The following is a 19,932-nucleotide window of genomic DNA, read 5'->3' as shown; positions in this document are numbered from 1 at the left end:
AAAGCTCACGACTGCTTCGCAGCCGAGCGGGAGCAAGCTCCCTCGCCACAGGGGGGATCAGGCCAGATATTCGGCCAGCCCGCGATAGCAGGTCAGCAGGTGATAAGGCGTAGTGGACGGCATGTCCCGGCGGCTGACATTGCCGTTGGCATCAAGGCATTCGTTCCAGCCCAGGGGGTGCAGGAAATGTTGCTGCAACGCCCGTAGCTGGCGCAGCAACGTCCCTTCGCTGCCAGGGCGCAACGTGAGTGCCCGCAGGTATTCCGCCTGGGCCCAGATGCGTGGGGTTGCATCGCGCGGAGCCGTCTGCGGTTCCAGGCCCAGCATGGCGCAAACGCCAGCGGTATCCGGATCGACGCCTTGTTGTTCGGTATCGCCGAAGCTGCGTTCCAGGGCCAGGTGCAGTTTGCCGCCACGCAACAAGGGCGATGAGGCCAGCAGGAAATACCACTCGAACTGATGCCCCGGCTCGAACCAGTTATCCACAGCCTTGAGCGGTTTCTCCATCATGACTTGTCGTTGCGGATCAACGAAGCACTTGAACATTCCCTCGCACAGGCTCAGCAACGCTTGGCGAACAGCGGCATCGTCGCGAACCGCAAGGGTCGCGAGAAAAGCTTCCGCCAGATGCATCAGCGGGTTCTGCAGCGGGCCGGTCTCGGCTGTCGACCAGTCGCGGCCGAGGCTGGCTTCGTAGAGACCGTCGCCAGTGGCGAAGCGTCGCGCGATGATTTCCAGGGCCGCGTTGAGCACCGACTCCACCAGCGGTTCGCGAACCTTGCCCCAGTAGTGGGCGCAGGCGAACAGGATGAAGGCGTGGGTGTACAGATCCTTGCCGGTATCCAGCGGTATCCCCTGCTGGTCGATGCTGTAGAACCAGCCGCCATGTTCGGCATCGTGGAAGTGCCGTTGCAGCGAGCGAAACAGCGCGGCGGCCCGTTCCTCGGCCTGCGGCACTTCGCCGATCAGGCTGGCGAATACATACAACTGCCGCGCACAGGCCATGGCGCGATAACGCTGGGGCGGCAGCGGCTTGTGCTGGGTATCCAGGGACTCGTAGGGCAACGCCAGCTCGGCATTCCAGCCCGGACCTTGCCACATTGGCACGATCACATCGTGAAACTGCTGATGCACCGTGGCGAACAGCGTGGTCAATTCGGGTAGAAGGGCGGAGCGGGAGGCTTCAGGCATTGGCGGACGTCGTCACGGCGGGGGCGTTTGCGCGACATGGTAGCAGAGTGGCAGGTTCTGGGATGCGGTGCCTGTCAGGCCGCTTTCGCGAGCAGGCTCGCTCCCACATGGACGGTGGACGCCAATCCATGTGGGAGCGAGCCTGCTCGCGAAGAGGTTTTGAATAAAACAGAAAAGGTCAGCTGGCCAACAACCAGACCCCAGCCGCCGCCGAAGCAGCCCCGGCCAACCTGATCACCGGCGCCGCCGCGCGTGGCAACACACGAACCAGCGCGAAGCCCGCGCCATGCAGCGCCGCCGTTGCGGCGACGAACCCCACCGCATAGGCCCACGGACTCGACATGTCCGGCAGCTCCAAGCCATGGGCCACGGCATGGAACAGCGCAAATATCGCCGTCGCACCGACTGCCAGGCTTAGCGGCGGACGCACCGCCAGGGCCACCGCCAGGCCAAGAGCGAGCACCGAGGCGGCGATGCCGCTTTCCAGCGCAGGCAGGTCCAGGCCTTCGAAGCCCAGCAAACCACCGAGCAGCATCGTCCCGACGAAAGTGCATGGCAATGCCCAGCGCGCGGCGCCTTGTTGTTGGGCCGCCCACAAGCCGACCGCCAACATCGCGAGCAGATGGTCGAGCCCGCCGATGGGGTGGCCCAGGCCGGCGATCAGGCCGTTATCGCCGTGACCGGGATGGGCGAAGGCCAGAGCTGGGGTCAGCAGCAAGGCGAGGGTTCCGAGGATACGTTTGAATGTCATGGATAAGCTTCCTTGTTCGAATGGGGAAAGTCACGCCGCGCTCAGCAGGCCCTGACGCTCGATGAAGGCGATGATGTCGTCCAGGCCCTGGCCAGTCTTCTGGTTGCTGAACACGAAGGGCTTGCCGTTGCGCATCCGCTGGGTATCGCTGTTCATCATTTCCAGGGAGGCACCCACCAATGGCGCCAGGTCGATCTTGTTGATCACCAGCAGGTCGGATTTGCAGATGCCCGGCCCGCCCTTGCGCGGCAGCTTGTCGCCAGCCGACACGTCGATCACGTAAATGGTCAGGTCCGATAGCTCGGGGCTGAAGGTCGCGGACAGGTTGTCGCCACCGGACTCGACCAGGATCAGGTCGAGGCCCGGGAACCGCCGGTTCAACTGGTCCACCGCTTCAAGGTTGATCGAGGCGTCTTCGCGAATCGCCGTGTGCGGGCACCCACCGGTTTCCACGCCGATGATCCGCTCCGGCGCCAGGGCTTCGTTGCGCACCAGGAAATCAGCGTCTTCACGGGTGTAGATATCGTTGGTGACCACGGCCAGGTTGTAGCGCTCGCGCAAGGCCAGGCAGAGAGCCAGGGTCAGTGCAGTCTTGCCGGAGCCTACCGGGCCGCCAATACCGACGCGCAAAGGTTGTGTATTCATGTATCTCTCCTAGGAACGGAACAGGCGGCTGTACTGGCGCTCATGGGCCATGCACGCCAGGGACAGGCCAAACGCGGCGCTGCCGTAATGGTCGGGGTCGATGGTCGAGGCGATCTGCTGGGCCTGTTGCAGCAATGGCAGCAGCTCGCTGGTCAACCTCTGCGCGGCTTGCTGGCCCAAGGGTAGGGTTTTCATCAGCACCGCCAGTTGGTTTTCCAGCCAGCTCCACAACCAGGCGGCGAGGGCATCCTCTGGCTTGATATCCCAGGCACGGGCCGCCAGGGCCCAGCCCAACGCCAGGTGCGGTTCGCTACGCTGTTCAAGGAAGCTGCGCGCGGCGCTGTCGAGCTCCGGCAGGCCCGCCAGCAATTGTTGCAACGAGTAGCCCATCTGCCGGCTCTCCTGGTACAGCTCGCGGGTTTCCCGACTGGCACGGTGTTGTTCACAAAGTTCCAGCAGCGCGTGCCAATCGTCGGCAGCGGCCGCCCTGCAATGAGCCAGCAGCAAGGGCGCTTCGAAACGCGCCAGGTTCAGTAGCATCTGATCGCTGATCCAGCGGCGCGCGTCGTCCGGCGTCTTGACCAGGCCGTTGTCCACAGCCATTTCCAGGCCCTGGGAGTAGCTGTAGCCGCCAATCGGCAGTTGCGGACTGGCCAGGCGCAGCAGTGCCCAGGCCGGGTTCATGAACGCACGCCGAACTGGTGCAGGCGCGGTGCGTAATTGAAATCTTCGTCGCCGTGCCGGGAATGATGATGGCCGCCGCCATAAGCGCCGTGTTCCGGCTGGAACGGCGCTTCAATGGATTCGGCGCTGGCGCCCAGTTGCTCAAGCATCGCCTTGAGCACGTAATCGTCCAGCAGGCGCAGCCAGCCATCGCCCACCTGCAGGGCAACGTGGCGATTGCCCAAGTGGTAGGCAGCACGGGTCAGTTCGAACGCATTGGCGCAGGTAACGTGGAGCAATTGTTCAGGGCGGGCGCAGACACGCACGATGCGCCCATCTTCGGCCTGAAGGCATTCACCGTCGTACAGCGGCGGCTGGCCTCGCTCCAAGAACAATCCCACGTCTTCACCCTCGGCACTGAAACAGCGCAGACGGCTTTTGCTGCGGGCGTCAAAGGTCAGGTGCAGCTCGGCGTCCCAGCGCGGTTGAGTGTCGATTCTGCGGTGGATAACCAGCATCGGAGTGCTTCCAGCAATAAACGGTGCTGTGTTTAGAGCAAGGGGCTTGCCAATCGAAGGGGATGTAGGAAATGGCGGGGATGGCGTTCCTGGATGGGGCGGGCTTCGTGCCGTTATGGTGCGCCTGGCGAAATCGTGCACCACTTCGAATCACGCACAAAATATTGTGGGAGCGAGCCTGCTCGCGAAGCGGTGCGTCAGGAAAATCAATGTTGGCTGACCCGGCGCTTTCGCGAGCAGGCTCGCTCCCACATGGAGGGTTGGGGGGGCAGGCAGTTACTCGGTGCTACCCAACCCGTGCCAATGCTTGAGGCCGATGAAGATGAACCGTAGTTGCTGGGTAATCTTCGCCTGGGGGGTGAGATGTTCGGGAAGCGCTTTGGCGGGCGGGTCGATGATGTCCGGCAGGGTGGCGAAGACACTCTTGACGACGAGGTCGGCCATCACGCTCAGTCCCGCAAGGTCCAGGTGTTGCAACTTGGGCATCAATGCCAGGTCGGCAGCCAGGTCCGAGCTGATGTCTTCGCGCAGCTTCGCGATGGCCTGGCGTACTGGCAGGGAGCCGCCGTACTGCTCGCGGGCCAGGAAGAGAAACTGCGATCGGTTGGCATGCACCACGTCGAGAAAAATCCGCACAGACGCATCGATGATGCCGCCCATGACAAATTCGTTGTGGCGCACCAGCCGGATGGTTTCGCGAAACGTCTGCCCGACTTCGCTGACGAGCGCCAGGCCAAGCTGGTCCATGTCGTCGAAATGTCGATAGAACCCGGTGGGTACGATGCCGGCTGTCTTGGCGACTTCGCGCAGGCTCAGGCTGCCGAATCCCCTGCCGCACTCCATCAAATGGCGCGCTGCATCCATCAGGGCATTTCGGGTCTGTTGTTTCTGTTCGGCGCGGGGAAGCATTGCAGGGCTGACTTCCAGGTCATGGGAGCGATGCACTCTAGCAAATCGTCTTTGGCGGCGTCGAACGGTAGGGACGGATCAGTCGGGAAACGAGGGGCTTGAAAAGTCAAAAGCCCGATTCAGGGAATCGGGCTTTTTTACGGGCCACCATGGGCTCAGCTCACTGCACTGTTGCGTTCGATTACGCGGTCACCACCGCCTTCGGCAAGGGTCTGGCCTTGTGGAGTGCGATCGGAACCGTCAGCGGCCAGGGTTTCGCCCAGTGGGGTACGGTCGGAACCGTCCGCGGCCAGGGTTTCGCCCAGTGGGGTGCGGTCGGAGCCGTCGGCCGCCAGGGTCTGGCCTTGTGGGGTGCGGTCGGAGCCGTCAGCCGCCAGGGTCTGGCCTTGTGGAGTGCGGTCGGAACCGTCAGCCGCCAGAGTCTGGCCTTGTGGAGTGCGGTCGGAGCCGTCAGCCGCCAGGGTCTGGCCTTGTGGGGTGCGGTCGGAACCACCTTCGACCAGGCCTTTCTCTTCCAGGCGGTCACGGCCACCTTCGGCTACGGTCTGGCTATAGACAGAATGGCTGTCCTTGACTTGCGGCGTGGCCTGTTCGGAAGCTGGCAAGGCGAAAGCGGTAGAGGCCAGCAGGGAAAGGGAAAGACTCATCAGTAGTTGGCGTTTCATGATCGTTGCTCCTCGAGAGGGCTGAAAAGTGGGTACGAGGGCAATGCTACTCTCGATAAGTCGATATAAAAGTTCATAAACACAATGGTAATAATCAACGGAATTGATTGTTCTGCGGGAAGGCTCTAGAACGGGCCTTTCAGAGGGGCGGTTTTGCCCTGGAGTGGGTAGTTTGTACCCACTCGCGCCCCGCAAAAGTGCGGGCGCGGTAACAGGTAGCTGTCGAAACGGTCAGGTTCCGAGGCGTTTTTTCGTGCCGGTCGTCGCGCTTGGTGGTAAACCTGTCGGCCGTTTCGGCAGTCCAATCGTTTATCGGCAGTGAGCCAGTAGCGGTTCGCCTTGCCTCAGGCGTCGCGGTCCGCACGCCAAATTGTCAGGAGCCTTGTGCATGACGCGCACCTCAAAAATTTTCGCCTGGGGCTTTGCCTGCCTCATCGCACTGCTGGCCGCGCTTGTGCTGGTCATCGCTTTCTTCGACTGGAACCGCCTCAAGCCCACGCTCAACGCGAAGGTTTCCGAGGAGTTGCATCGTCCATTCGCAATCAATGGCAACCTGGCGGTGATCTGGCAGCGCGAACCGCAGGAAGGCGGCTGGCGCGCCTTTGTGCCATGGCCACATGTCGTGGCCGAAGATTTGAGCCTGGGAAACCCAGACTGGTCGAAAATCCCGCAAATGGTCACGCTCAAGCGCGTCGAGCTACGTATTTCGCCCTTGGCCCTGTTGGCCCGGCGGGTGGCGATCCCGCGCATCGACCTGACCGAACCCAACGCCAGCCTGCAGCGCCTGGCTGATGGGCGCGCCAACTGGACCTTCCAGTTCGATCCGAAGGACCCGGACGCCGAACCGTCCAGTTGGTCGGTCGATATCGGTGCCATCGGCTTTGACAAGGGGCATGTCACGCTGGATGACCAGACGCTCAAGACCAGGCTCGAGGTGTTGATCGACCCGTTGGGCAAACCCATTCCGTTCAGCGATATCGTCGGTGAGAAGACTGCGAACAAAGCCCGGGAACAAGGTGCGGCACCACAGGACTACGCCTTTGCTTTCAAGGCTGACGGGCAGTATCAGGGACAGAACCTGAGCGGTTCCGGCAAGGTCGGTGGCTTGCTGGCCTTGCAGGATGCATCGCAACCCTTTCCCCTGCAGGCCCAGGCGAAGATTGCCGACACCCGCATCGAGCTGGCCGGCACCCTTACCGACCCGAAGAACCTTGGTGCCCTGGACCTGCGTCTGAAACTGGCCGGTAAAAGCCTGGCCAATCTTTACCCGTTGACTGGCGTGACGCTGCCGGATTCGCCGCCCTATGCCACCGATGGTCGCCTGATCGCCAAGCTTCACGAACCGGAGGGGGCGCAGTTCCGCTACGAGGCGTTCAACGGCAAGATTGGCGAAAGCGATATTCATGGCGACCTGGCTTATGTTTCCAGCCAGCCGAGACCGAAACTCACTGGCGCGCTGGTATCCGATCAGCTGTTGTTCAGCGACCTGGCGCCGCTTATCGGCGCCGACTCCAACACGCAACAGAAGGCTCGCGGCGGTGCCAGCAAACAACCGACCGACAAGCTCTTGCCGGTGGAAGAATTCCGCACTGAGCGCTGGAGCGTAATGGATGCCGACGTGGAGTTCACCGGCAAGCGCATCGTCCACAGCGAGCAGTTGCCCTTCACCGACCTCTACACTCATTTGCTGCTGAACAATGGCCAGTTGAGTCTTGAACCCTTGCGCTTTGGCGTGGCCGGTGGCCGTCTCGATGCGCAGATTCGCCTCAATGGACAGACTCGGCCCCTCGAAGGCCAGGCGAAACTGACCGCGCGAGGCTTCAAGCTCAAGCAGCTTTTCCCGGGTTTCGAACCGATGAAAACCAGTTTCGGCGAGCTCAATGGCGATGCCGATCTGTCCGGCCGAGGTAATTCGGTAGCGGCGTTGCTGGGCACCGCCAATGGCAACTTGAAGATGCTCATCAACGACGGTGCTATCAGTCGGGAGTTGATGGAGCTGGCAGGATTGAACGTTGGCAACTATGTGGTAGGAAAAATCTTCGGCGACAAGGAAGTGAAGATCAATTGCGCGGCGGCTGATTTCGGCATCAAGACCGGTCTGGCGACCACTCGCCTGTTTGTATTCGATACCGAGAACGCGATCATCTATATCGATGGCACGGCGAATATGGCCACTGAACAACTGGACCTGACTGTTACGCCGGAGTCCAAGGGCTGGCGATTGATTTCCCTGCGTTCGCCGCTGTACGTACGAGGCACCTTCGCCAAGCCCGCCGCCGGGGTGAAGGCCGTGCCGCTGATGTTGCGTGGGGCCGGAATGGTCGCGCTGGGTGTCATCGCCGCGCCGGCGGCGGGGTTGCTCGCGTTGGTCGCTCCCAGCGGCGGTGAGCCCAACCAATGTGCACCGTTGCTCGAACAGATGAAGGCCGGCAAGGCGCCGAAGACGGTAAAGGACTGATCGCGTTTGCGAAGTGGGCGGATGTTTGCCGGGTAGCAGAAAGTTAATGGACTGTCTGTTCTATTAGTTTCTGAGTGGGTGAGTGTTATTGGTCGAATTGTAACGCCGTCTTGGTTTTTAACGAATCGGACAGGGTTGCATGCGGCCGCTTGGATGGTGGTAATAAGCGGTCATGGATGAACTGTGGAAAGTCCGGGCTTATGTGATTAAGTTGGCGCTTGCCGTCATGCGGCTGAATAAGAAACAACAATCACTTATTAAAAGGAATATCATGAGTATTTTATTGCCCAGCATCGACGAGAGTATGCGCTTTTTTGAAACGGTAAGGCTTGCGCCCGTCAGTGTTGCTGATTTCTCTGCAGGTGCACCAAAGAGTTCCCGTTTAACGGCTATGGCTGAAAAGTCGGAGAGTCAGTCAGTTGCCCAGGCAGACGTATTATTAGCCAACGAGAATCCTGCCATTATCGGCTTTGCCGATAATTTGGACGGAGATACAAAACACGCGGCGGCGGACAGTGTTCACTTTGCTGAACGTGTTGCCACTTTCAAATTTGACAAGAACAAGCAGCCCCTCGAGTGGCACGCACTGTACAGTGATGCAATGAGGCATTGCGGATGGACGATGACCAGCAACAAGTATCAGGAGTTTACAACTTCACATACAAGTCTGACGATGGATTCCATCGTTCTGGAAATTGTCCAGGCGGTGGCAGGCCGAAACGCTCCGGCGATGCTTGATTTATTGTTCGGCGTCTTTGATCGGCTGCGATCCGACGAGAAGCTGGTAAATCTTTTTGATAGCACCAGTAAAAAAGGTGCGGATAAGGACTTCAGAATCGTGCCCTGCATCCAATCCCCAGGGGGAACTCCAATAACGGCTTTCCTGGCGGTCGACTGCACTCTCTCTTCAAGCCAAGGTGGGGCTTGGTTCTGGAAATGGAAAGTGTCGCGGCTTCGAATGAAGCGCGTGGCTACGATGGCCGAGCTCAATATGCGCATACATGATCGGAACAGGGACATGATCTACCAGAAACTGGATAAGAGCTCTGACGATTTTTTCAACAGTATCGAGTTATAAGCGCTCACCGGGTTGTTCGAATGAGCAACCCATCTTGGAAGGTGGTCTGTCATGTTGAATGAGGAAATGCTGCTGTTTCCGGAAGGGCTGTTGTCTATTTCGGAAGGCGTGCCGAAGGAGTGGCGGCAGAAACTTAAATATTCGTTGCTCTATTCGCATCTGCACGCTCGCTCGACCGGTGACAAGTTTGATGCCTTGGCGAAGTGGCGCGCAGGTTATTCTCGCGCCATGGAAAATCTGGAATGGACAACCCTGGCGAATAAAGCGTCCAGTTTCGAGCCGAAGAACGGGGTTGTCATTGTGCTGAGCGACTTGCTCGGGGAAAAATTGATATCAGATGTCAAGCTGCAGGCGCAGCTTGATCGGCTGATAGCCAGTGTTGAGGAAGCGCTGGGTTCAGAGGCGTTGGGTGCTGCAATCAGGGAGCAGTTGCTTTCACCTGCTCAGGCGAAGGACAAGTCCGATACGACTGTTTTCGTGCATGTCAGCCTGATAGACGTGGGCCCCGTTGTTTATACGGTATCTGTGAGGTTTCGGACTTCGCAACGTATTGATGAGCTTTTTTTCAAGCAGCGTTTCACGGGCAAGCATGTAGTGGGACAGGTCAGTGTGAATGTTTCCACAAGGCAACTCAGCACAGCCCGTTACGAAAGAAATGGTATTGAACAAAAGGTGCGGCGCGGCCTACCGACCAACGCGGACTCATTGCTCGTCGAGCTTTCTTCGGCAGGCTGTCCAGAGCCTCATGCTCTGCCAGCATGATCGCTCTGGCTCTGGGCGACCCGATCCTGAAACAGTTTTAACGAACTCGTCAGTGCGTGCCCGGACTGCCGCGCCTCTTCCTCCAGCCATTTGAAAAACGCTCGTACTGGCGGATGGCGTTCCCGGCCCGGAACGCATAAGGCGCTGTAGCCCGCGCCATTGACTTGGACGTGCGGGTGGTAAGCGACCAGTAGGCCGCTGGCGACGCTCTCGGAGGCCAGCACGTTGCTCGCCAGGACCAGGCCTTGCCCGGCAATTGCCGCTTGCAGGGCGTAATGCTCCTCGTCGTATTCGCGTATGCAGGGCTGACGGGTCATCCAGGTTTCTCCCGCCCGCGCGCACCAGGCTTCCCAGCCATGGGCATAAAGCTTGGTGTTGTGCCACCGTACACTGATCAACGTCGTCGGTTGTCGGGTCGCCAGAGCGGCTATTTGCTCCGGTGACCCGTATACACCGAAGTACTCATCGAACAGGCACATGCCATATAGGTTCGGGTAGTTCTCCAGGCTATAGCGCACCACCATGTCCACGCTGGCGTCCTGGTGCAGGTCGATCACTTCGCAGTGCGTGTCCAGGCGGACATTGATGGTGGGATGGCGCGCGTAGAACCGACCCAGGCGCGGCACCAGCCAAAGCGCCGCGAACGCTGCGGTGGTGGAAATCGTCAGATGCGCGGTGCTGCGTTGCGGGCGCAGGGTATCGACGCTTTGCGCCACTTCCAGCAAGGCACCGTGCAGGCTGTGGAACAAGCGTTGGCCACCTTCGGTCAGCCTCACCTGGCGAGGCAGGCGCTCAAAGAGTTGCACACCCAGCCAGGTTTCCAGTGAGCGGATCTGGTGGGAAATCGCCGTGGGCGTTACCGACAGCTCAGCCGCCGCGGCCTTGAAACTGAGCAATCGTGCCGCGGATTCGAAGGCACGCAACGCGTTGAGTGGCAGGGCAGCAAACATCTGGAATCTCCAATAGATGAGAACAGTTCATCCCGGTCAACTAACGCTCATTTGAGCTGATGCAGGCTTTGGCTTCAGTCTGAGAGCCATACATGGTTTCCAGTGTAGTCACAGTCCAGGAGTTTCAGATGAGCAATATTCTTGTGGTACATGGCAGCCCTCGCGGCGAGCGTTCCCATTCCCGACGTTTGACGGAGGCTTTCATAGCGGCTTGGCAGGCCGCCAATCCACCTACCCAACCGACCCGCCGCGAGGTCGGCCGGACCGTTATTCCTCCGGTCAACGAAGCCTTCATCGCCGCGGCGTTCCACCCCGAGCCTCAGGCAAGGCCGTTGACCATGCAGGCCGACCTGGCCTTGAGCGATGCGTTGGTGGCGGAGCTGCAGGACCATGACCGGCTGGTGATTTCCGCACCCATGCATAATTTCGGCGTGCCCAGCGGCGTGAAGGCCTGGATCGACCAGATCGTGCGCATTGGCGTGACGTTCAACCACAGCCTGGATAACGGTGTCTCGCAATATGAGCCGTTGGTGCTGGGCAAAAAGGCCCTGATCGTGACCAGCCGTGGCGATTTCGGCTTCGGCCCCGGAGGCTCGCTGGAATCCATGAACCACGCCGATACGCTGCTGCGCACGGTCCTGGAGTTTATCGGCATCAGCGACGTGACGGTGGTGGCCGCTGAAGGAGAGGAGTCGGCCGAGCACAGCTTCGCGCGGTCCTACGCCGAGGCCGAGCGGCGCTTGCTGGCGCTGGCACGAACATTCTGAACGGGGCTCGATCGGTTCATCGGGGGCTGGCGTCGGCGCCTTCGATTGACGACGCGGGCCGAAGTGGCGGGTGTGTCATAGACTGGTCATCATCGGTACCGATGCTGACCACCTCTTGATCACAAGGACGTCGCCATGTCGCAACGCTGCGCCACTCGCTACCCGCTGGTGCTGGTCCCGGGCATGCTTGGGTTCATTCGCCTGGTGTTGTATCCGTATTGGTATGGCATCGTCGAGGCGTTGCGCCGGGGTGGAGCCGTGGTGGTCGCGGTGAAGGTTTCGCCATTGCATTCGTCCGAAGTTCGCGGCGAGCAATTGCTGGCACGGATCGAGGAGATTCTCAGGGAAACCGGCGCGCAAAAGGTCAACCTGATCGGCCACAGCCAGGGCGCTCTCACTGCCCGCTACGCAGCCGCCCTGCGCCCGGATCTGGTCGCCTCGGTCACATCGGTGGCCGGCACCAACCACGGGTCCGAACTGGCCGATTACCTGCAAGACCATTATCCGGCCGACAGCGCCAAAGGGCGGTTGCTCAGCGCTTTTCTGCGGCTGATCAACGCGTTGATGAGCCTGCTCGACACCGGTTATCACGGGCCGAAATTGCCGGTGGACATCCGCGCCTCCCACGCCTCGCTGACGACTGCCGGCGTGGCGTTGTTCAACGAGCGTTATCCACAAGGCCTGCCGCAGACCTGGGGCGGGCAGGGGCCGGAAGAAGTCAATGGGGTGCGTTATTACTCGTGGTCCGGGACTCTGCAGCCGGGCAAGACCGACAGGGGCCGCAACCTGTTCGACGGCACCAATCGCAGCTGCCGGCTGTTCGCGCGCACCTTCGTGCGCGAAGCCGGGCAGTGCGACGGCATGGTCGGGCGCTACAGCTCGCACCTGGGCACGGTGATTCGTGATGATTATCCGCTGGACCATTTCGACGTGGTCAATCAGTCGCTGGGACTGGTGGGCAGGGGAGCGGAGCCGATCCGGCTGTTTGTCGAGCATGCGCAGCGGTTGAAGGATGCCGGGGTGTAGCGCATCAGTTGGACCGCGTTATCGTTCTTCGCGAGCAGGCTCGCTCCCACAGTGGCTCTGCGCCGTGCCCCTTTTGGGAGCGAGCCTGCTCGCGAAAGCGGTAGATCAAGCAATGAAGATCTGGCGATGAGGTGTAACAGGCTTTGTCTACACTGCACTTCATCGCCGTCCTTCTCGGGCGGCAACCAGGAGAAACACCATGAAGATGCTGCGTGTCCCTTTGTTGATGATCGGCCTGCTGCTGTGTTCCCAGGGCTTCGCCGCCACCGCCCAACAGACCAAGATGACCACCTGCAACGCCGACGCCACCGCCAAGGCCCTCAAGGGTGACGAACGCAAGGCTTTCATGAGCAACTGCCTGAAGGCCACTCCGGCCGCCGCTGAACCCAGTACACCGCAGGAACGCATGAAGACCTGCAACGCCACCGCGACGACCCAGGCCTTGAAGGGCGATGCGCGCAAGGCGTTCATGAGTGATTGCCTGAAGAAAAAGTAAGCGTTGAATCTGAGGAGGCTTCATCGCGATCAGGCTCGCTCCCACAGTGGCTTTGCAGTGCTCGGTCTGATGTGGGAGCGAGCCTGCTCGCGAAGAGGCCGGTGCGAGAAACAAAAAAACGCCTGAACCAGGACCCAGGTCGGCCGATACAATCCCTAGTGCTGCCAGCGGAACGCTGGCAGACTGCCGATCCTTTCATGTCGTTTTTTTGTCCTGGGGCTGTATGCCAACGTTTTCTCAGCGTCATATGTTGTTGGTGATCAGTTGGGTGATCATTTTTGGTGGGTTGTTGCTGGTGTTGCCGCTGCGCCTGTTGCCGAGCCTGTTGGCCGGGCTGCTGGTGTTCGAGCTGGTCAACATGCTCACCCCGCAGTTGCAACGACTGATCGAAGGCCGGCGTGCCCGCTGGCTGGCGGTAGCATTGTTGGGCACGCTGGTGGTCAGTGTGCTGAGCCTGATTTTCGCCGGGGCCTTCAGTTTCCTGCTGCACGAAGCGGAGAACCCGGGCGCATCCCTGGATAAATTCATGGGCGTGGTCGACCGCGCCCGTGGGCAATTGCCGCCGTTCATCGACGCCTACCTGCCGGCCAGCGCCGCCGAGTTCCGGGTGGCGATCGGCGACTGGGTGAGCAAGCACCTGAGCGACCTGCAGCTGGTGGGCAAGGACGCGGCGCACATGTTCGTGACGTTGCTGATCGGCATGGTCCTGGGCGCCATCATCGCCTTGCAGCGCATCCCCGACCTGACCAAGCGCAAGCCCCTGGCCGCCGCGCTGTTCGACCGCCTGAACCTGCTGGTGAAGGCGTTTCGCAACATCGTTTTTGCCCAGATCAAGATTTCCCTGCTTAACACCTTCTTTACCGGGATTTTCCTGGCGGTGGTGCTGCCGCTGTTCGGCATTCAACTGCCGTTGACCAAGACCCTGATCGTGATGACGTTCCTGCTGGGGCTGTTGCCGGTGATCGGCAACCTGATGTCGAACACCCTGATCACCATTGTCGCCCTGTCGCTGTCGATCTGGGTGGCCGTGGCGGCGCTGGGTTACCTGATCGTGATCCACAAGCTCGAATACTTCCTCAACGCCCGCATCGTCGGCGGGCAGATCAGTGCCAAGTCGTGGGAACTGCTCATGGCAATGCTGGTGTTCGAAGCCGCGTTCGGCCTGCCGGGTGTGGTGGCGGGGCCGATCTACTATGCGTATCTCAAGAGCGAGTTGAAGCAGGTGGGGATGGTTTGATCCAAAGGATGTGCTGTCTGATCTGGCGCCATCGCGAGCAAGCTCGCTCCCACAGTTAACCGGGTTTTTTCAGGAGGATGCGGTCAAGTGTGGGAGCGAGCTTGCTCGCGATTCAGGCGCCTCGGTCCTGGATCAGACCTGGCTGCCATACCGCTTCATCGCCTCGATCGCCAACCCGCTGCCAATACTGCCGAAGATATTACCTTCCACATGGCGCGCCTGGGGCAGCATCGCCGCGACGCTATTGCGCAGCGCCGGAATGCCGCTGGAGCCGCCGGTGAAAAACACCGTGTCGACTTGATCAACCCGCACGTTGGCATCGTTGAGCAGTTGCGTGACGCTGTTGCGCACTCGCTCCAGCAGGCCGTCGATCGCCGATTCGAACAAGGCGCGGCTCAGGTCCACGCTCAGGCCCGGCTCGATCCGGTCCAGGGCCACGTGGCGCTGGTCGGCGTGGGTCAGCTGAATCTTGGTTTCCTCCACTTCCATCGCCAGCCAATGCCCGGCACGCTGTTCGATCAGCTTGAACAGCCGGTCGATGCCGCCGGTGTCTTCGATGTCGTAGCGCATGCTGCCCAGGGCCAGCGTGGACTTTTGCGAATACACCGCGTTGATGGTGTGCCAGGTCGCCAGGTTCATGTGATGGCTGGTGGGCATGTAGGCGCCGCTTTTCATCCGGCTGCCGTAGCCGAACAGCGGCATCAGGCCTTGCAGGCTGAGCTGCTTGTCGAAATCGGTGCCGCCGATGTGCACGCCGCCGGTGGCGAGGATGTCGGCGTGACGGTTGTCGTGCATGCGGCGCTCGGGAGACAGGCGCACCAGGGAGAAGTCCGAAGTACCGCCGCCGATGTCGACGATCAGCACCAGCTCTTCTTTTTCGATGGTCGATTCATAATCGAACGCCGCCGCAATGGGTTCGTACTGGAAGGAGACTTCCTTGAAACCGATGGCCCGCGCCACGTCCACCAAAGTGTTCTCGGCTTCCTGATCGGCCATTTCATCGTCATCAACGAAAAACACCGGACGCCCCAGCACCACTTCTTCGAATTCCCGCCCGGCGGTGGCTTCGGCACGCTTCTTCAACTGACCGATGAACAACCCCAGCAGATCCTTGAACGGCATCGCCGTGCCGAGCACGCTGGTATCGTGCTTGATCAGCTTGGAACCCAGCAGGCTCTTTAGCGAGCGCATCAGCCGGCCTTCGTAGCCTTCCAGGTATTCGTGCAGTGCCAGGCGACCGTAGACCGGGCGACGTTCCTCAAGATTGAAAAAGACCACCGAGGGCAAGGTGATCTTGTCATCCTCCAGCGCGATCAACGTTTCCATGCCAGGACGCAGCCAGCCGACGGTGGAGTTGGACGTGCCGAAGTCGATACCGCAGGCACGCGCCGGGGATGGGTTTTTCATGTCTTTCAGTTCCGGTCGTAAAAACGGCCGCGCAGTGTATGCCAGTGCGGCGCGGATTCGAAGGCCGGTTGTCCACTAATTCGCAAACCCCGGCCTTGAAAGACCGCGTCGGCCCCCCAAACTTGCTGGCATGGGTCTGGTGGCACAGGGCGGTACAAGATCCGCCGCCAGCTGCCGATAAACTTCTGATGCACCGTCCGGTCACAATCTTGAGGCCGGTCAACCCGCTGTCCGGTCATCCGGGCATGCCGTGCGTGGCGGTGCGACATCGATAACGGATGGTGATGCTTAGATGGATTTCAAAGACTATTACAAGATCCTGGGTGTGGAGCCGACGGCCGACGACGCCACGATCAAGGCCGCCTATCGCAAACTGGCGCGCAAGTACCACCCGGATGTAAGCAAAGAGAAAGACGCCGAGACCAAGTTCAAGGATGTCTCCGAGGCGTATGAAGCGCTAAAGAGTGCGGACAAACGCGCTGAATACGATGACTTGCGCCGCTATGGCCAGCACGGCCAGCCGTTCCAGGGGCCGCCGGGGTGGCAGAGCCGTGGTGGTTTTGGCGGGCAGGACACTGGCGATTTCTCGGATTTCTTCAGTTCGATCTTTGGCAATCGCGGGCCGGGTTTCGGTGGCGGACAATCGGGTCGCAGCGCCGGCCGTCGGGGGCAAGACGTGGAAATGGAATTACCGATCTTCCTGGAAGAGACCCTGTCGAACGAATCGAAGAAGGTCAGCTTCCAGGTGCCGCAGTACAACGCCGCGGGCCAGCATGTGAGCAATACCAGCAGAAGCCTGAACGTGAAGATCCCGCTGGGAGTGACCGATGGCGAGCGCATCCGCCTCAAGGGCCAGGGCGCGCCCGGCATCGGTGGCGGCGCCAATGGCGACTTGTACCTGACCATTCGTTTCGCCCCGCACCCCAAGTTCGATGTCGAAGGCCAGGACCTGATCATCACTTTGCCCCTGGCGCCGTGGGAACTGGCGTTGGGCACCGAGGTGGCGGTGCCGACCCTCACCGGCAAGATCAACCTCAAGGTGCCGGCCGGCAGCCAGAACGGCCAGCGCATGCGCGCCAAGGGCCACGGCCTGCGCAACAAGGCCGGCGAGCGCGGTTACCTGTTCGTGCAGCTCAAGGCCGTGATGCCCAAGGCCAGCGACGAATCGGTCAAGGCGCTGTGGGCGGAGTTGGCGAAGAAAGCCGCATTTGATCCGCGGGAGAACTTCTGAACCGAGGATCATGGCTAGACTCGACAGTTGAAGCATTGGGAGAAGCAGACCATGAGCAACCCGATCATTGAACTGAACCTGATGGAATTCTGTGAGGCCGCTGCGTTGGCCGATGTCCATGTGATCGAAATTATCGAGCATGGCATTCTCGAACCTCACGGCACGGCCCCCACGGACTGGCGTTTCACTGATTACGAACTGGTCCTGGCCCGGCGTGCAGCGAAGCTGCGCCGCGAGTTGGAGCTGGAATGGGAGGGCGTCGCCCTGGCGCTGGACCTGCTGGAAGAGGTGCAGCAGCTGCGCAGCGAAAACCGCATGCTCAAGCAGCGGCTGGGGCGGCTGGTCGAATGAGGCAGGCTGGACATAAAACCCTGTGGCGAGGGAGCTTGCTCCCGCTCGGTTGCGCAGCAAACGCCAAAAAGCGAGGGCTGCTTCGCACCCCAGCGGGAGCAAGCTCCCTCGCCACGGAGTTTGCGTTCGGCCAGTTATCCACTCAAAACAGAAAATACCGCTGCGCCATCGGCAGCACATCAGCCGGTTCACACCACAACAGCACGCCATCGGCCTTGACCTGATAGGTTTGCGGGTCGACGTCGATGCTCGGCAGGTAGTCGTTGTGGATCAGGTCGGTCTTCTGCACATCGCGACAACCTTTCACCACGGCGATCCGTTTCTTCAAGCCCAATTGCTCCGGCAGGCCCGCCTCGGCGGCGGCCTGGCTGATGAAGGTCAGGCTGGTGGCGTGTCGTGAGCCGCCGTAGCTGGCGAACATCGGCCGGTAGTGCACCGGTTGCGGTGTCGGAATCGAGGCGTTGGCATCGCCCATCAGGCTGGCGGCAATCGCCCCGCCCTTGAGAATCAAGGTCGGTTTGACGCCGAAGAACGCCGGGCGCCACAACACCAGGTCGGCCCATTTGCCGACTTCGATGGAGCCCACCTCATGGCTGATGCCATGGGTGATCGCCGGGTTGATGGTGTACTTGGCGATGTAGCGCTTGATGCGGAAATTGTCGTTATCGGCGCCATCGCCGGGCAGGGCGCCGCGCTGCTTTTTCATCTTGTCGGCGGTTTGCCAGGTGCGGGTGATGACCTCGCCGACGCGACCCATGGCCTGGCTGTCGGAGCTGATCATCGAGAACGCGCCGAGGTCATGGAGGATGTCTTCGGCAGCGATGGTTTCACGGCGGATGCGGCTTTCGGCGAAGGCCACGTCTTCGGCGATGCTCGGGTCCAGGTGGTGGCAGACCATCAGCATGTCGAGATGCTCGTCGATGGTGTTGCGGGTGAATGGCCGGGTCGGGTTGGTGGAGCTGGGCAACACGTTAGGAAAACCGCAGGCCTTGATGATGTCCGGTGCATGACCGCCACCGGCACCTTCGGTGTGGTAGGTGTGGATGGTGCGGCCCTTGAACGCCGCCAGGGTGGTTTCGACGAAGCCGGATTCGTTGAGGGTGTCGGTGTGGATCGCCACCTGCACATCGTACTGGTCGGCCACGCTCAGGCAGTTGTCGATGGCCGCCGGCGTGGTACCCCAGTCTTCATGCAGCTTCAGGCCGATGGCCCCGGCCTTGACCTGCTCGACCAGCGGCTCCGGCAGGCTGGCGTTGCCCTTGCCGGTGAAACCGATGTTCATCGGGAACGCGTCGGCGGCCTGGAGCATGCGCGCCAGGTGCCACGGCCCGGAGGTGCAGGTGGTGGCGTTGGTCCCGGTAGCCGGGCCCGTGCCGCCGCCGATCATGGTGGTGACACCGCTCATCAGCGCTTCTTCGATCTGTTGCGGGCAGATGAAGTGGATGTGGGTGTCGATGCCGCCGGCGGTGAGGATCATGCCTTCGCCGGCGATCACTTCGGTGCTCGCCCCGATGGCGATGGTCACGTCGGGCTGGATGTCCGGGTTGCCGGCCTTGCCGATCGCCGCGATGCGCCCGTCCTTGAGGCCGACATCGGCCTTGACGATGCCCCAGTGGTCAATGATCAGTGCGTTGGTGATCAACGTGTCGACCACCTCGGCGGCCAGCAGTTGGCTCTGGCCCATGCCATCGCGAATCACCTTGCCGCCGCCGAACTTCACTTCTTCGCCGTAGGTGGTGAAGTCCTTTTCCACTTCGATCCACAACTCGGTATCGGCCAGGCGAACCTTGTCGCCGACGGTGGGGCCGAACATGTCGGCGTAGGCTTGTCTCGAAATCTTCATGTGCTCGCCTTGAGGTTCTTAAGTCGTATGCAGTCCATTGTGGCGAGGGAGCTTGCTCCCGCTGGGCTACGTAGTGGCCCTCGCTTTTTTGCGGTTGCTGCGCAACCGAGCGGGAGCAAGCTCCCTCGCCACAAAGGCGCTTCAGTCCAGGTCGCCCATGACCCGCCCGGCGAACCCGAACACCCGCCGGTGCCCGGCCAGGTCCACCAGTTCCACCTCGCGGCTCTGGCCCGGTTCGAAGCGCACCGCCGTGCCGGCCGGGATGTTCAGGCGCATGCCTCGGCTGGCGGCGCGGTCGAAGGCCAGGGCGTCGTTGGTTTCGAAAAAATGAAAGTGCGAGCCGACCTGGATCGGCCGGTCGCCGCTGTTGGCGACGTTCAGCTTGAGGGTACGGCGGCCGACGTTGAGCTCGATGTCGCCGGGCTGGACCTGGTACTGGCCTGGAATCATTGCGGTTGCCCCAAAGTCTTGTAGTAGATGGCGGTCGGGCTGTAGGTCCCGTCCGGGCTCTGGCAGTAGTCGGGCAGTTCGCCGACGCGGGTGTAGCCCATGGCGCGGTAGAACGCCTCGGCCTCGGAACCGGCCTCGGTGTCGAGGTACAGCAGGCCGCGCTTGTGCTGGCGCGCACCGAGCTCCAAGGCATTCATCAACTGCTGGCCGAGGCCGCGGCGGCGGGCATCGCCGCGCACCAGCAGCTTTTGCACTTCGGCGCGGTTGAGGCCGTTGGGCTTCTGGCACAGCGCGAGCTGGACGCTGGCTTGCACCTGCTCGTCCTTGACCACCACCCACAGCAGCAGATGGCCCTGGTTGAGGCTGGCCTGGACCTCGTCGAAATAGGCGCGGGCCTGGACGGCATCGAGGTCAGCCATGAACCCCACGCTGGCGCCATAACCCACGGCGTCAAGCAGCAGATCAATCAAGCCCTGGCGGTAATGCGCGAAGCTTTCAGCGTGGACTCGGCGCAACTGGGCGGCGTTCATCGGT

At 61.1% G+C, this 19,932-nt stretch carries 21 protein-coding genes; 9 read left to right on the top strand and 12 right to left on the bottom strand.

What is annotated here, in order from left to right; translation table 11 throughout:
• Nucleotides 1-57: 57 nt before the first annotated feature.
• From J3P94_RS24575 to J3P94_RS24545, 7 genes are all read right to left on the bottom strand, one after another.
• Nucleotides 58-1,191: an AGE family epimerase/isomerase gene (locus J3P94_RS24575; RefSeq protein ID WP_434569980.1), complete on the bottom strand. Its 1,134-nt coding sequence runs from the start codon at nt 1,189-1,191 to the stop codon at nt 58-60.
• A gap of 178 nt (nt 1,192-1,369) precedes the next feature.
• The gene (locus J3P94_RS24570) at nt 1,370-1,942 is read right to left on the bottom strand and encodes a HupE/UreJ family protein (protein ID WP_434569979.1); all 573 of its coding nucleotides are present in this window, start codon (nt 1,940-1,942) and stop codon (nt 1,370-1,372) included.
• Nucleotides 1,943-1,972: 30 nt separating this feature from the next.
• Nucleotides 1,973-2,587, bottom strand: a complete 615-nt coding sequence (gene ureG / locus J3P94_RS24565; RefSeq protein ID WP_434569978.1) for an urease accessory protein UreG — start codon at nt 2,585-2,587, stop codon at nt 1,973-1,975.
• A 9-nt stretch (nt 2,588-2,596) separates the two neighbouring features.
• Nucleotides 2,597-3,271 carry an urease accessory protein UreF gene (locus tag J3P94_RS24560; RefSeq protein WP_434569977.1) on the bottom strand — a complete coding sequence of 225 codons (675 nt, stop codon included), beginning with the start codon at nt 3,269-3,271 and terminating at the stop codon, nt 2,597-2,599.
• On the bottom strand, nt 3,268-3,768 hold the full coding sequence (ureE, locus tag J3P94_RS24555; protein WP_434569976.1) for an urease accessory protein UreE: 501 nt from the start codon (nt 3,766-3,768) through the stop codon (nt 3,268-3,270). Before ureE ends, J3P94_RS24560 begins: the two co-directional genes overlap by 4 nt.
• 276 nt (nt 3,769-4,044) lie before the next feature.
• The gene (locus tag J3P94_RS24550) at nt 4,045-4,677 is read right to left on the bottom strand and encodes a TetR family transcriptional regulator (protein ID WP_305497134.1); all 633 of its coding nucleotides are present in this window, start codon (nt 4,675-4,677) and stop codon (nt 4,045-4,047) included.
• A 155-nt stretch (nt 4,678-4,832) separates the two neighbouring features.
• Nucleotides 4,833-5,342 (bottom strand): hypothetical protein, encoded by a 510-nt coding sequence (locus tag J3P94_RS24545; RefSeq protein ID WP_305497132.1) that lies wholly within the window; start codon nt 5,340-5,342, stop codon nt 4,833-4,835.
• Between the two features lie 388 nt (nt 5,343-5,730).
• Here J3P94_RS24545 and J3P94_RS24540 point away from each other — a divergent pair, with 388 nt between their 5' ends.
• From J3P94_RS24540 to J3P94_RS24530, 3 genes are all read left to right on the top strand, one after another.
• Nucleotides 5,731-7,800 (top strand): AsmA family protein, encoded by a 2,070-nt coding sequence (locus J3P94_RS24540; RefSeq protein WP_434569975.1) that lies wholly within the window; start codon nt 5,731-5,733, stop codon nt 7,798-7,800.
• Between the two features lie 172 nt (nt 7,801-7,972).
• Nucleotides 7,973-8,878: a hypothetical protein gene (locus tag J3P94_RS24535; RefSeq protein WP_434569974.1), complete on the top strand. Its 906-nt coding sequence runs from the start codon at nt 7,973-7,975 to the stop codon at nt 8,876-8,878.
• 51 nt (nt 8,879-8,929) lie between these two features.
• Nucleotides 8,930-9,640, top strand: a complete 711-nt coding sequence (locus J3P94_RS24530) for a hypothetical protein (RefSeq protein ID WP_434569973.1) — start codon at nt 8,930-8,932, stop codon at nt 9,638-9,640.
• Here J3P94_RS24530 and J3P94_RS24525 read toward each other — a convergent pair.
• Entirely contained in the window at nt 9,622-10,590 is a 969-nt protein-coding gene (locus tag J3P94_RS24525; protein ID WP_434569972.1) for a LysR substrate-binding domain-containing protein, read from the bottom strand. The genes J3P94_RS24530 and J3P94_RS24525 overlap by 19 nt on opposite strands.
• A gap of 128 nt (nt 10,591-10,718) precedes the next feature.
• Between J3P94_RS24525 and J3P94_RS24520 the strand changes: the two genes are divergently transcribed.
• The 4 genes from J3P94_RS24520 to J3P94_RS24505 all read left to right on the top strand — a co-directional run bounded on the left by J3P94_RS24520 (nt 10,719) and on the right by J3P94_RS24505 (nt 14,116).
• Nucleotides 10,719-11,357: an FMN-dependent NADH-azoreductase gene (locus tag J3P94_RS24520; RefSeq protein WP_434569971.1), complete on the top strand. Its 639-nt coding sequence runs from the start codon at nt 10,719-10,721 to the stop codon at nt 11,355-11,357.
• Nucleotides 11,358-11,492: 135 nt separating this feature from the next.
• Nucleotides 11,493-12,383 carry an alpha/beta fold hydrolase gene (locus tag J3P94_RS24515; RefSeq protein WP_434569970.1) on the top strand — a complete coding sequence of 297 codons (891 nt, stop codon included), beginning with the start codon at nt 11,493-11,495 and terminating at the stop codon, nt 12,381-12,383.
• 199 nt (nt 12,384-12,582) lie between these two features.
• Nucleotides 12,583-12,879, top strand: coding sequence for a PsiF family protein (locus J3P94_RS24510; RefSeq protein WP_305497125.1), 297 nt, complete (start codon nt 12,583-12,585; stop codon nt 12,877-12,879).
• A gap of 223 nt (nt 12,880-13,102) precedes the next feature.
• Nucleotides 13,103-14,116, top strand: a complete 1,014-nt coding sequence (locus J3P94_RS24505; RefSeq protein WP_434569969.1) for an AI-2E family transporter — start codon at nt 13,103-13,105, stop codon at nt 14,114-14,116.
• Nucleotides 14,117-14,248: 132 nt separating this feature from the next.
• Here the strand turns inward: J3P94_RS24505 and J3P94_RS24500 are convergent, their stop codons facing one another.
• Nucleotides 14,249-15,523 (bottom strand): Hsp70 family protein, encoded by a 1,275-nt coding sequence (locus J3P94_RS24500; RefSeq protein WP_305497121.1) that lies wholly within the window; start codon nt 15,521-15,523, stop codon nt 14,249-14,251.
• A gap of 292 nt (nt 15,524-15,815) precedes the next feature.
• On the opposite strand from J3P94_RS24500, the gene J3P94_RS24495 reads away from it, so the two are divergent.
• The gene (locus J3P94_RS24495; RefSeq protein WP_434569968.1) at nt 15,816-16,754 is read left to right on the top strand and encodes a DnaJ C-terminal domain-containing protein; all 939 of its coding nucleotides are present in this window, start codon (nt 15,816-15,818) and stop codon (nt 16,752-16,754) included.
• Nucleotides 16,755-16,805: 51 nt separating this feature from the next.
• A complete protein-coding gene (locus J3P94_RS24490; protein ID WP_264433249.1) occupies nt 16,806-17,105 on the top strand; it encodes a chaperone modulator CbpM in 300 nt (99 codons plus the stop codon).
• A 142-nt stretch (nt 17,106-17,247) separates the two neighbouring features.
• On the opposite strand, the gene ureC is transcribed toward J3P94_RS24490, so the two are convergent.
• From ureC to J3P94_RS24475, 3 genes are all read right to left on the bottom strand, one after another.
• Complete coding sequence (gene ureC / locus J3P94_RS24485; RefSeq protein ID WP_434569967.1) at nt 17,248-18,948, bottom strand: urease subunit alpha; 1,701 nt, start codon at nt 18,946-18,948, stop codon at nt 17,248-17,250.
• A 141-nt stretch (nt 18,949-19,089) separates the two neighbouring features.
• On the bottom strand, nt 19,090-19,398 hold the full coding sequence (locus J3P94_RS24480) for an urease subunit beta (protein ID WP_434569966.1): 309 nt from the start codon (nt 19,396-19,398) through the stop codon (nt 19,090-19,092).
• On the bottom strand, nt 19,395-19,928 hold the full coding sequence (locus tag J3P94_RS24475; RefSeq protein WP_305497115.1) for a GNAT family N-acetyltransferase: 534 nt from the start codon (nt 19,926-19,928) through the stop codon (nt 19,395-19,397). The genes J3P94_RS24480 and J3P94_RS24475 overlap by 4 nt, the downstream gene beginning before the upstream one ends.
• Between the last annotated feature and the right edge of the window lie 4 nt (nt 19,929-19,932).

The organism is Pseudomonas sp. Z3-8 (genome assembly GCF_051131975.1).
GTDB lineage: Bacteria > Pseudomonadota > Gammaproteobacteria > Pseudomonadales > Pseudomonadaceae > Aquipseudomonas.
Note: the sequence above shows the minus strand (reverse complement) of the source record. Positions and strands in the feature narration are given on the sequence as shown.

Coding starts and splice junctions, on each gene's coding strand:
- J3P94_RS24550 (WP_305497134.1), bottom strand. CDS start 4,677: ATGCTTCCCCGCGCCGAACAGAAACAACAGACCCGAAATGCCCTGATG.
- J3P94_RS24480 (WP_434569966.1), bottom strand. CDS start 19,398: ATGATTCCAGGCCAGTACCAGGTCCAGCCCGGCGACATCGAGCTCAAC.
- ureG (WP_434569978.1), bottom strand. CDS start 2,587: ATGAATACACAACCTTTGCGCGTCGGTATTGGCGGCCCGGTAGGCTCC.
- J3P94_RS24505 (WP_434569969.1), top strand. CDS start 13,103: ATGCCAACGTTTTCTCAGCGTCATATGTTGTTGGTGATCAGTTGGGTG.
- J3P94_RS24570 (WP_434569979.1), bottom strand. CDS start 1,942: ATGACATTCAAACGTATCCTCGGAACCCTCGCCTTGCTGCTGACCCCA.
- ureC (WP_434569967.1), bottom strand. CDS start 18,948: ATGAAGATTTCGAGACAAGCCTACGCCGACATGTTCGGCCCCACCGTC.
- ureE (WP_434569976.1), bottom strand. CDS start 3,768: ATGCTGGTTATCCACCGCAGAATCGACACTCAACCGCGCTGGGACGCC.
- J3P94_RS24495 (WP_434569968.1), top strand. CDS start 15,816: ATGGATTTCAAAGACTATTACAAGATCCTGGGTGTGGAGCCGACGGCC.
- J3P94_RS24490 (WP_264433249.1), top strand. CDS start 16,806: ATGAGCAACCCGATCATTGAACTGAACCTGATGGAATTCTGTGAGGCC.
- J3P94_RS24540 (WP_434569975.1), top strand. CDS start 5,731: ATGACGCGCACCTCAAAAATTTTCGCCTGGGGCTTTGCCTGCCTCATC.
- J3P94_RS24530 (WP_434569973.1), top strand. CDS start 8,930: ATGTTGAATGAGGAAATGCTGCTGTTTCCGGAAGGGCTGTTGTCTATT.
- J3P94_RS24575 (WP_434569980.1), bottom strand. CDS start 1,191: ATGCCTGAAGCCTCCCGCTCCGCCCTTCTACCCGAATTGACCACGCTG.
- J3P94_RS24500 (WP_305497121.1), bottom strand. CDS start 15,523: ATGAAAAACCCATCCCCGGCGCGTGCCTGCGGTATCGACTTCGGCACG.
- J3P94_RS24520 (WP_434569971.1), top strand. CDS start 10,719: ATGAGCAATATTCTTGTGGTACATGGCAGCCCTCGCGGCGAGCGTTCC.
- J3P94_RS24510 (WP_305497125.1), top strand. CDS start 12,583: ATGAAGATGCTGCGTGTCCCTTTGTTGATGATCGGCCTGCTGCTGTGT.
- J3P94_RS24515 (WP_434569970.1), top strand. CDS start 11,493: ATGTCGCAACGCTGCGCCACTCGCTACCCGCTGGTGCTGGTCCCGGGC.
- J3P94_RS24535 (WP_434569974.1), top strand. CDS start 7,973: ATGGATGAACTGTGGAAAGTCCGGGCTTATGTGATTAAGTTGGCGCTT.
- J3P94_RS24475 (WP_305497115.1), bottom strand. CDS start 19,928: ATGAACGCCGCCCAGTTGCGCCGAGTCCACGCTGAAAGCTTCGCGCAT.
- J3P94_RS24560 (WP_434569977.1), bottom strand. CDS start 3,271: ATGAACCCGGCCTGGGCACTGCTGCGCCTGGCCAGTCCGCAACTGCCG.
- J3P94_RS24545 (WP_305497132.1), bottom strand. CDS start 5,342: ATGAAACGCCAACTACTGATGAGTCTTTCCCTTTCCCTGCTGGCCTCT.
- J3P94_RS24525 (WP_434569972.1), bottom strand. CDS start 10,590: ATGTTTGCTGCCCTGCCACTCAACGCGTTGCGTGCCTTCGAATCCGCG.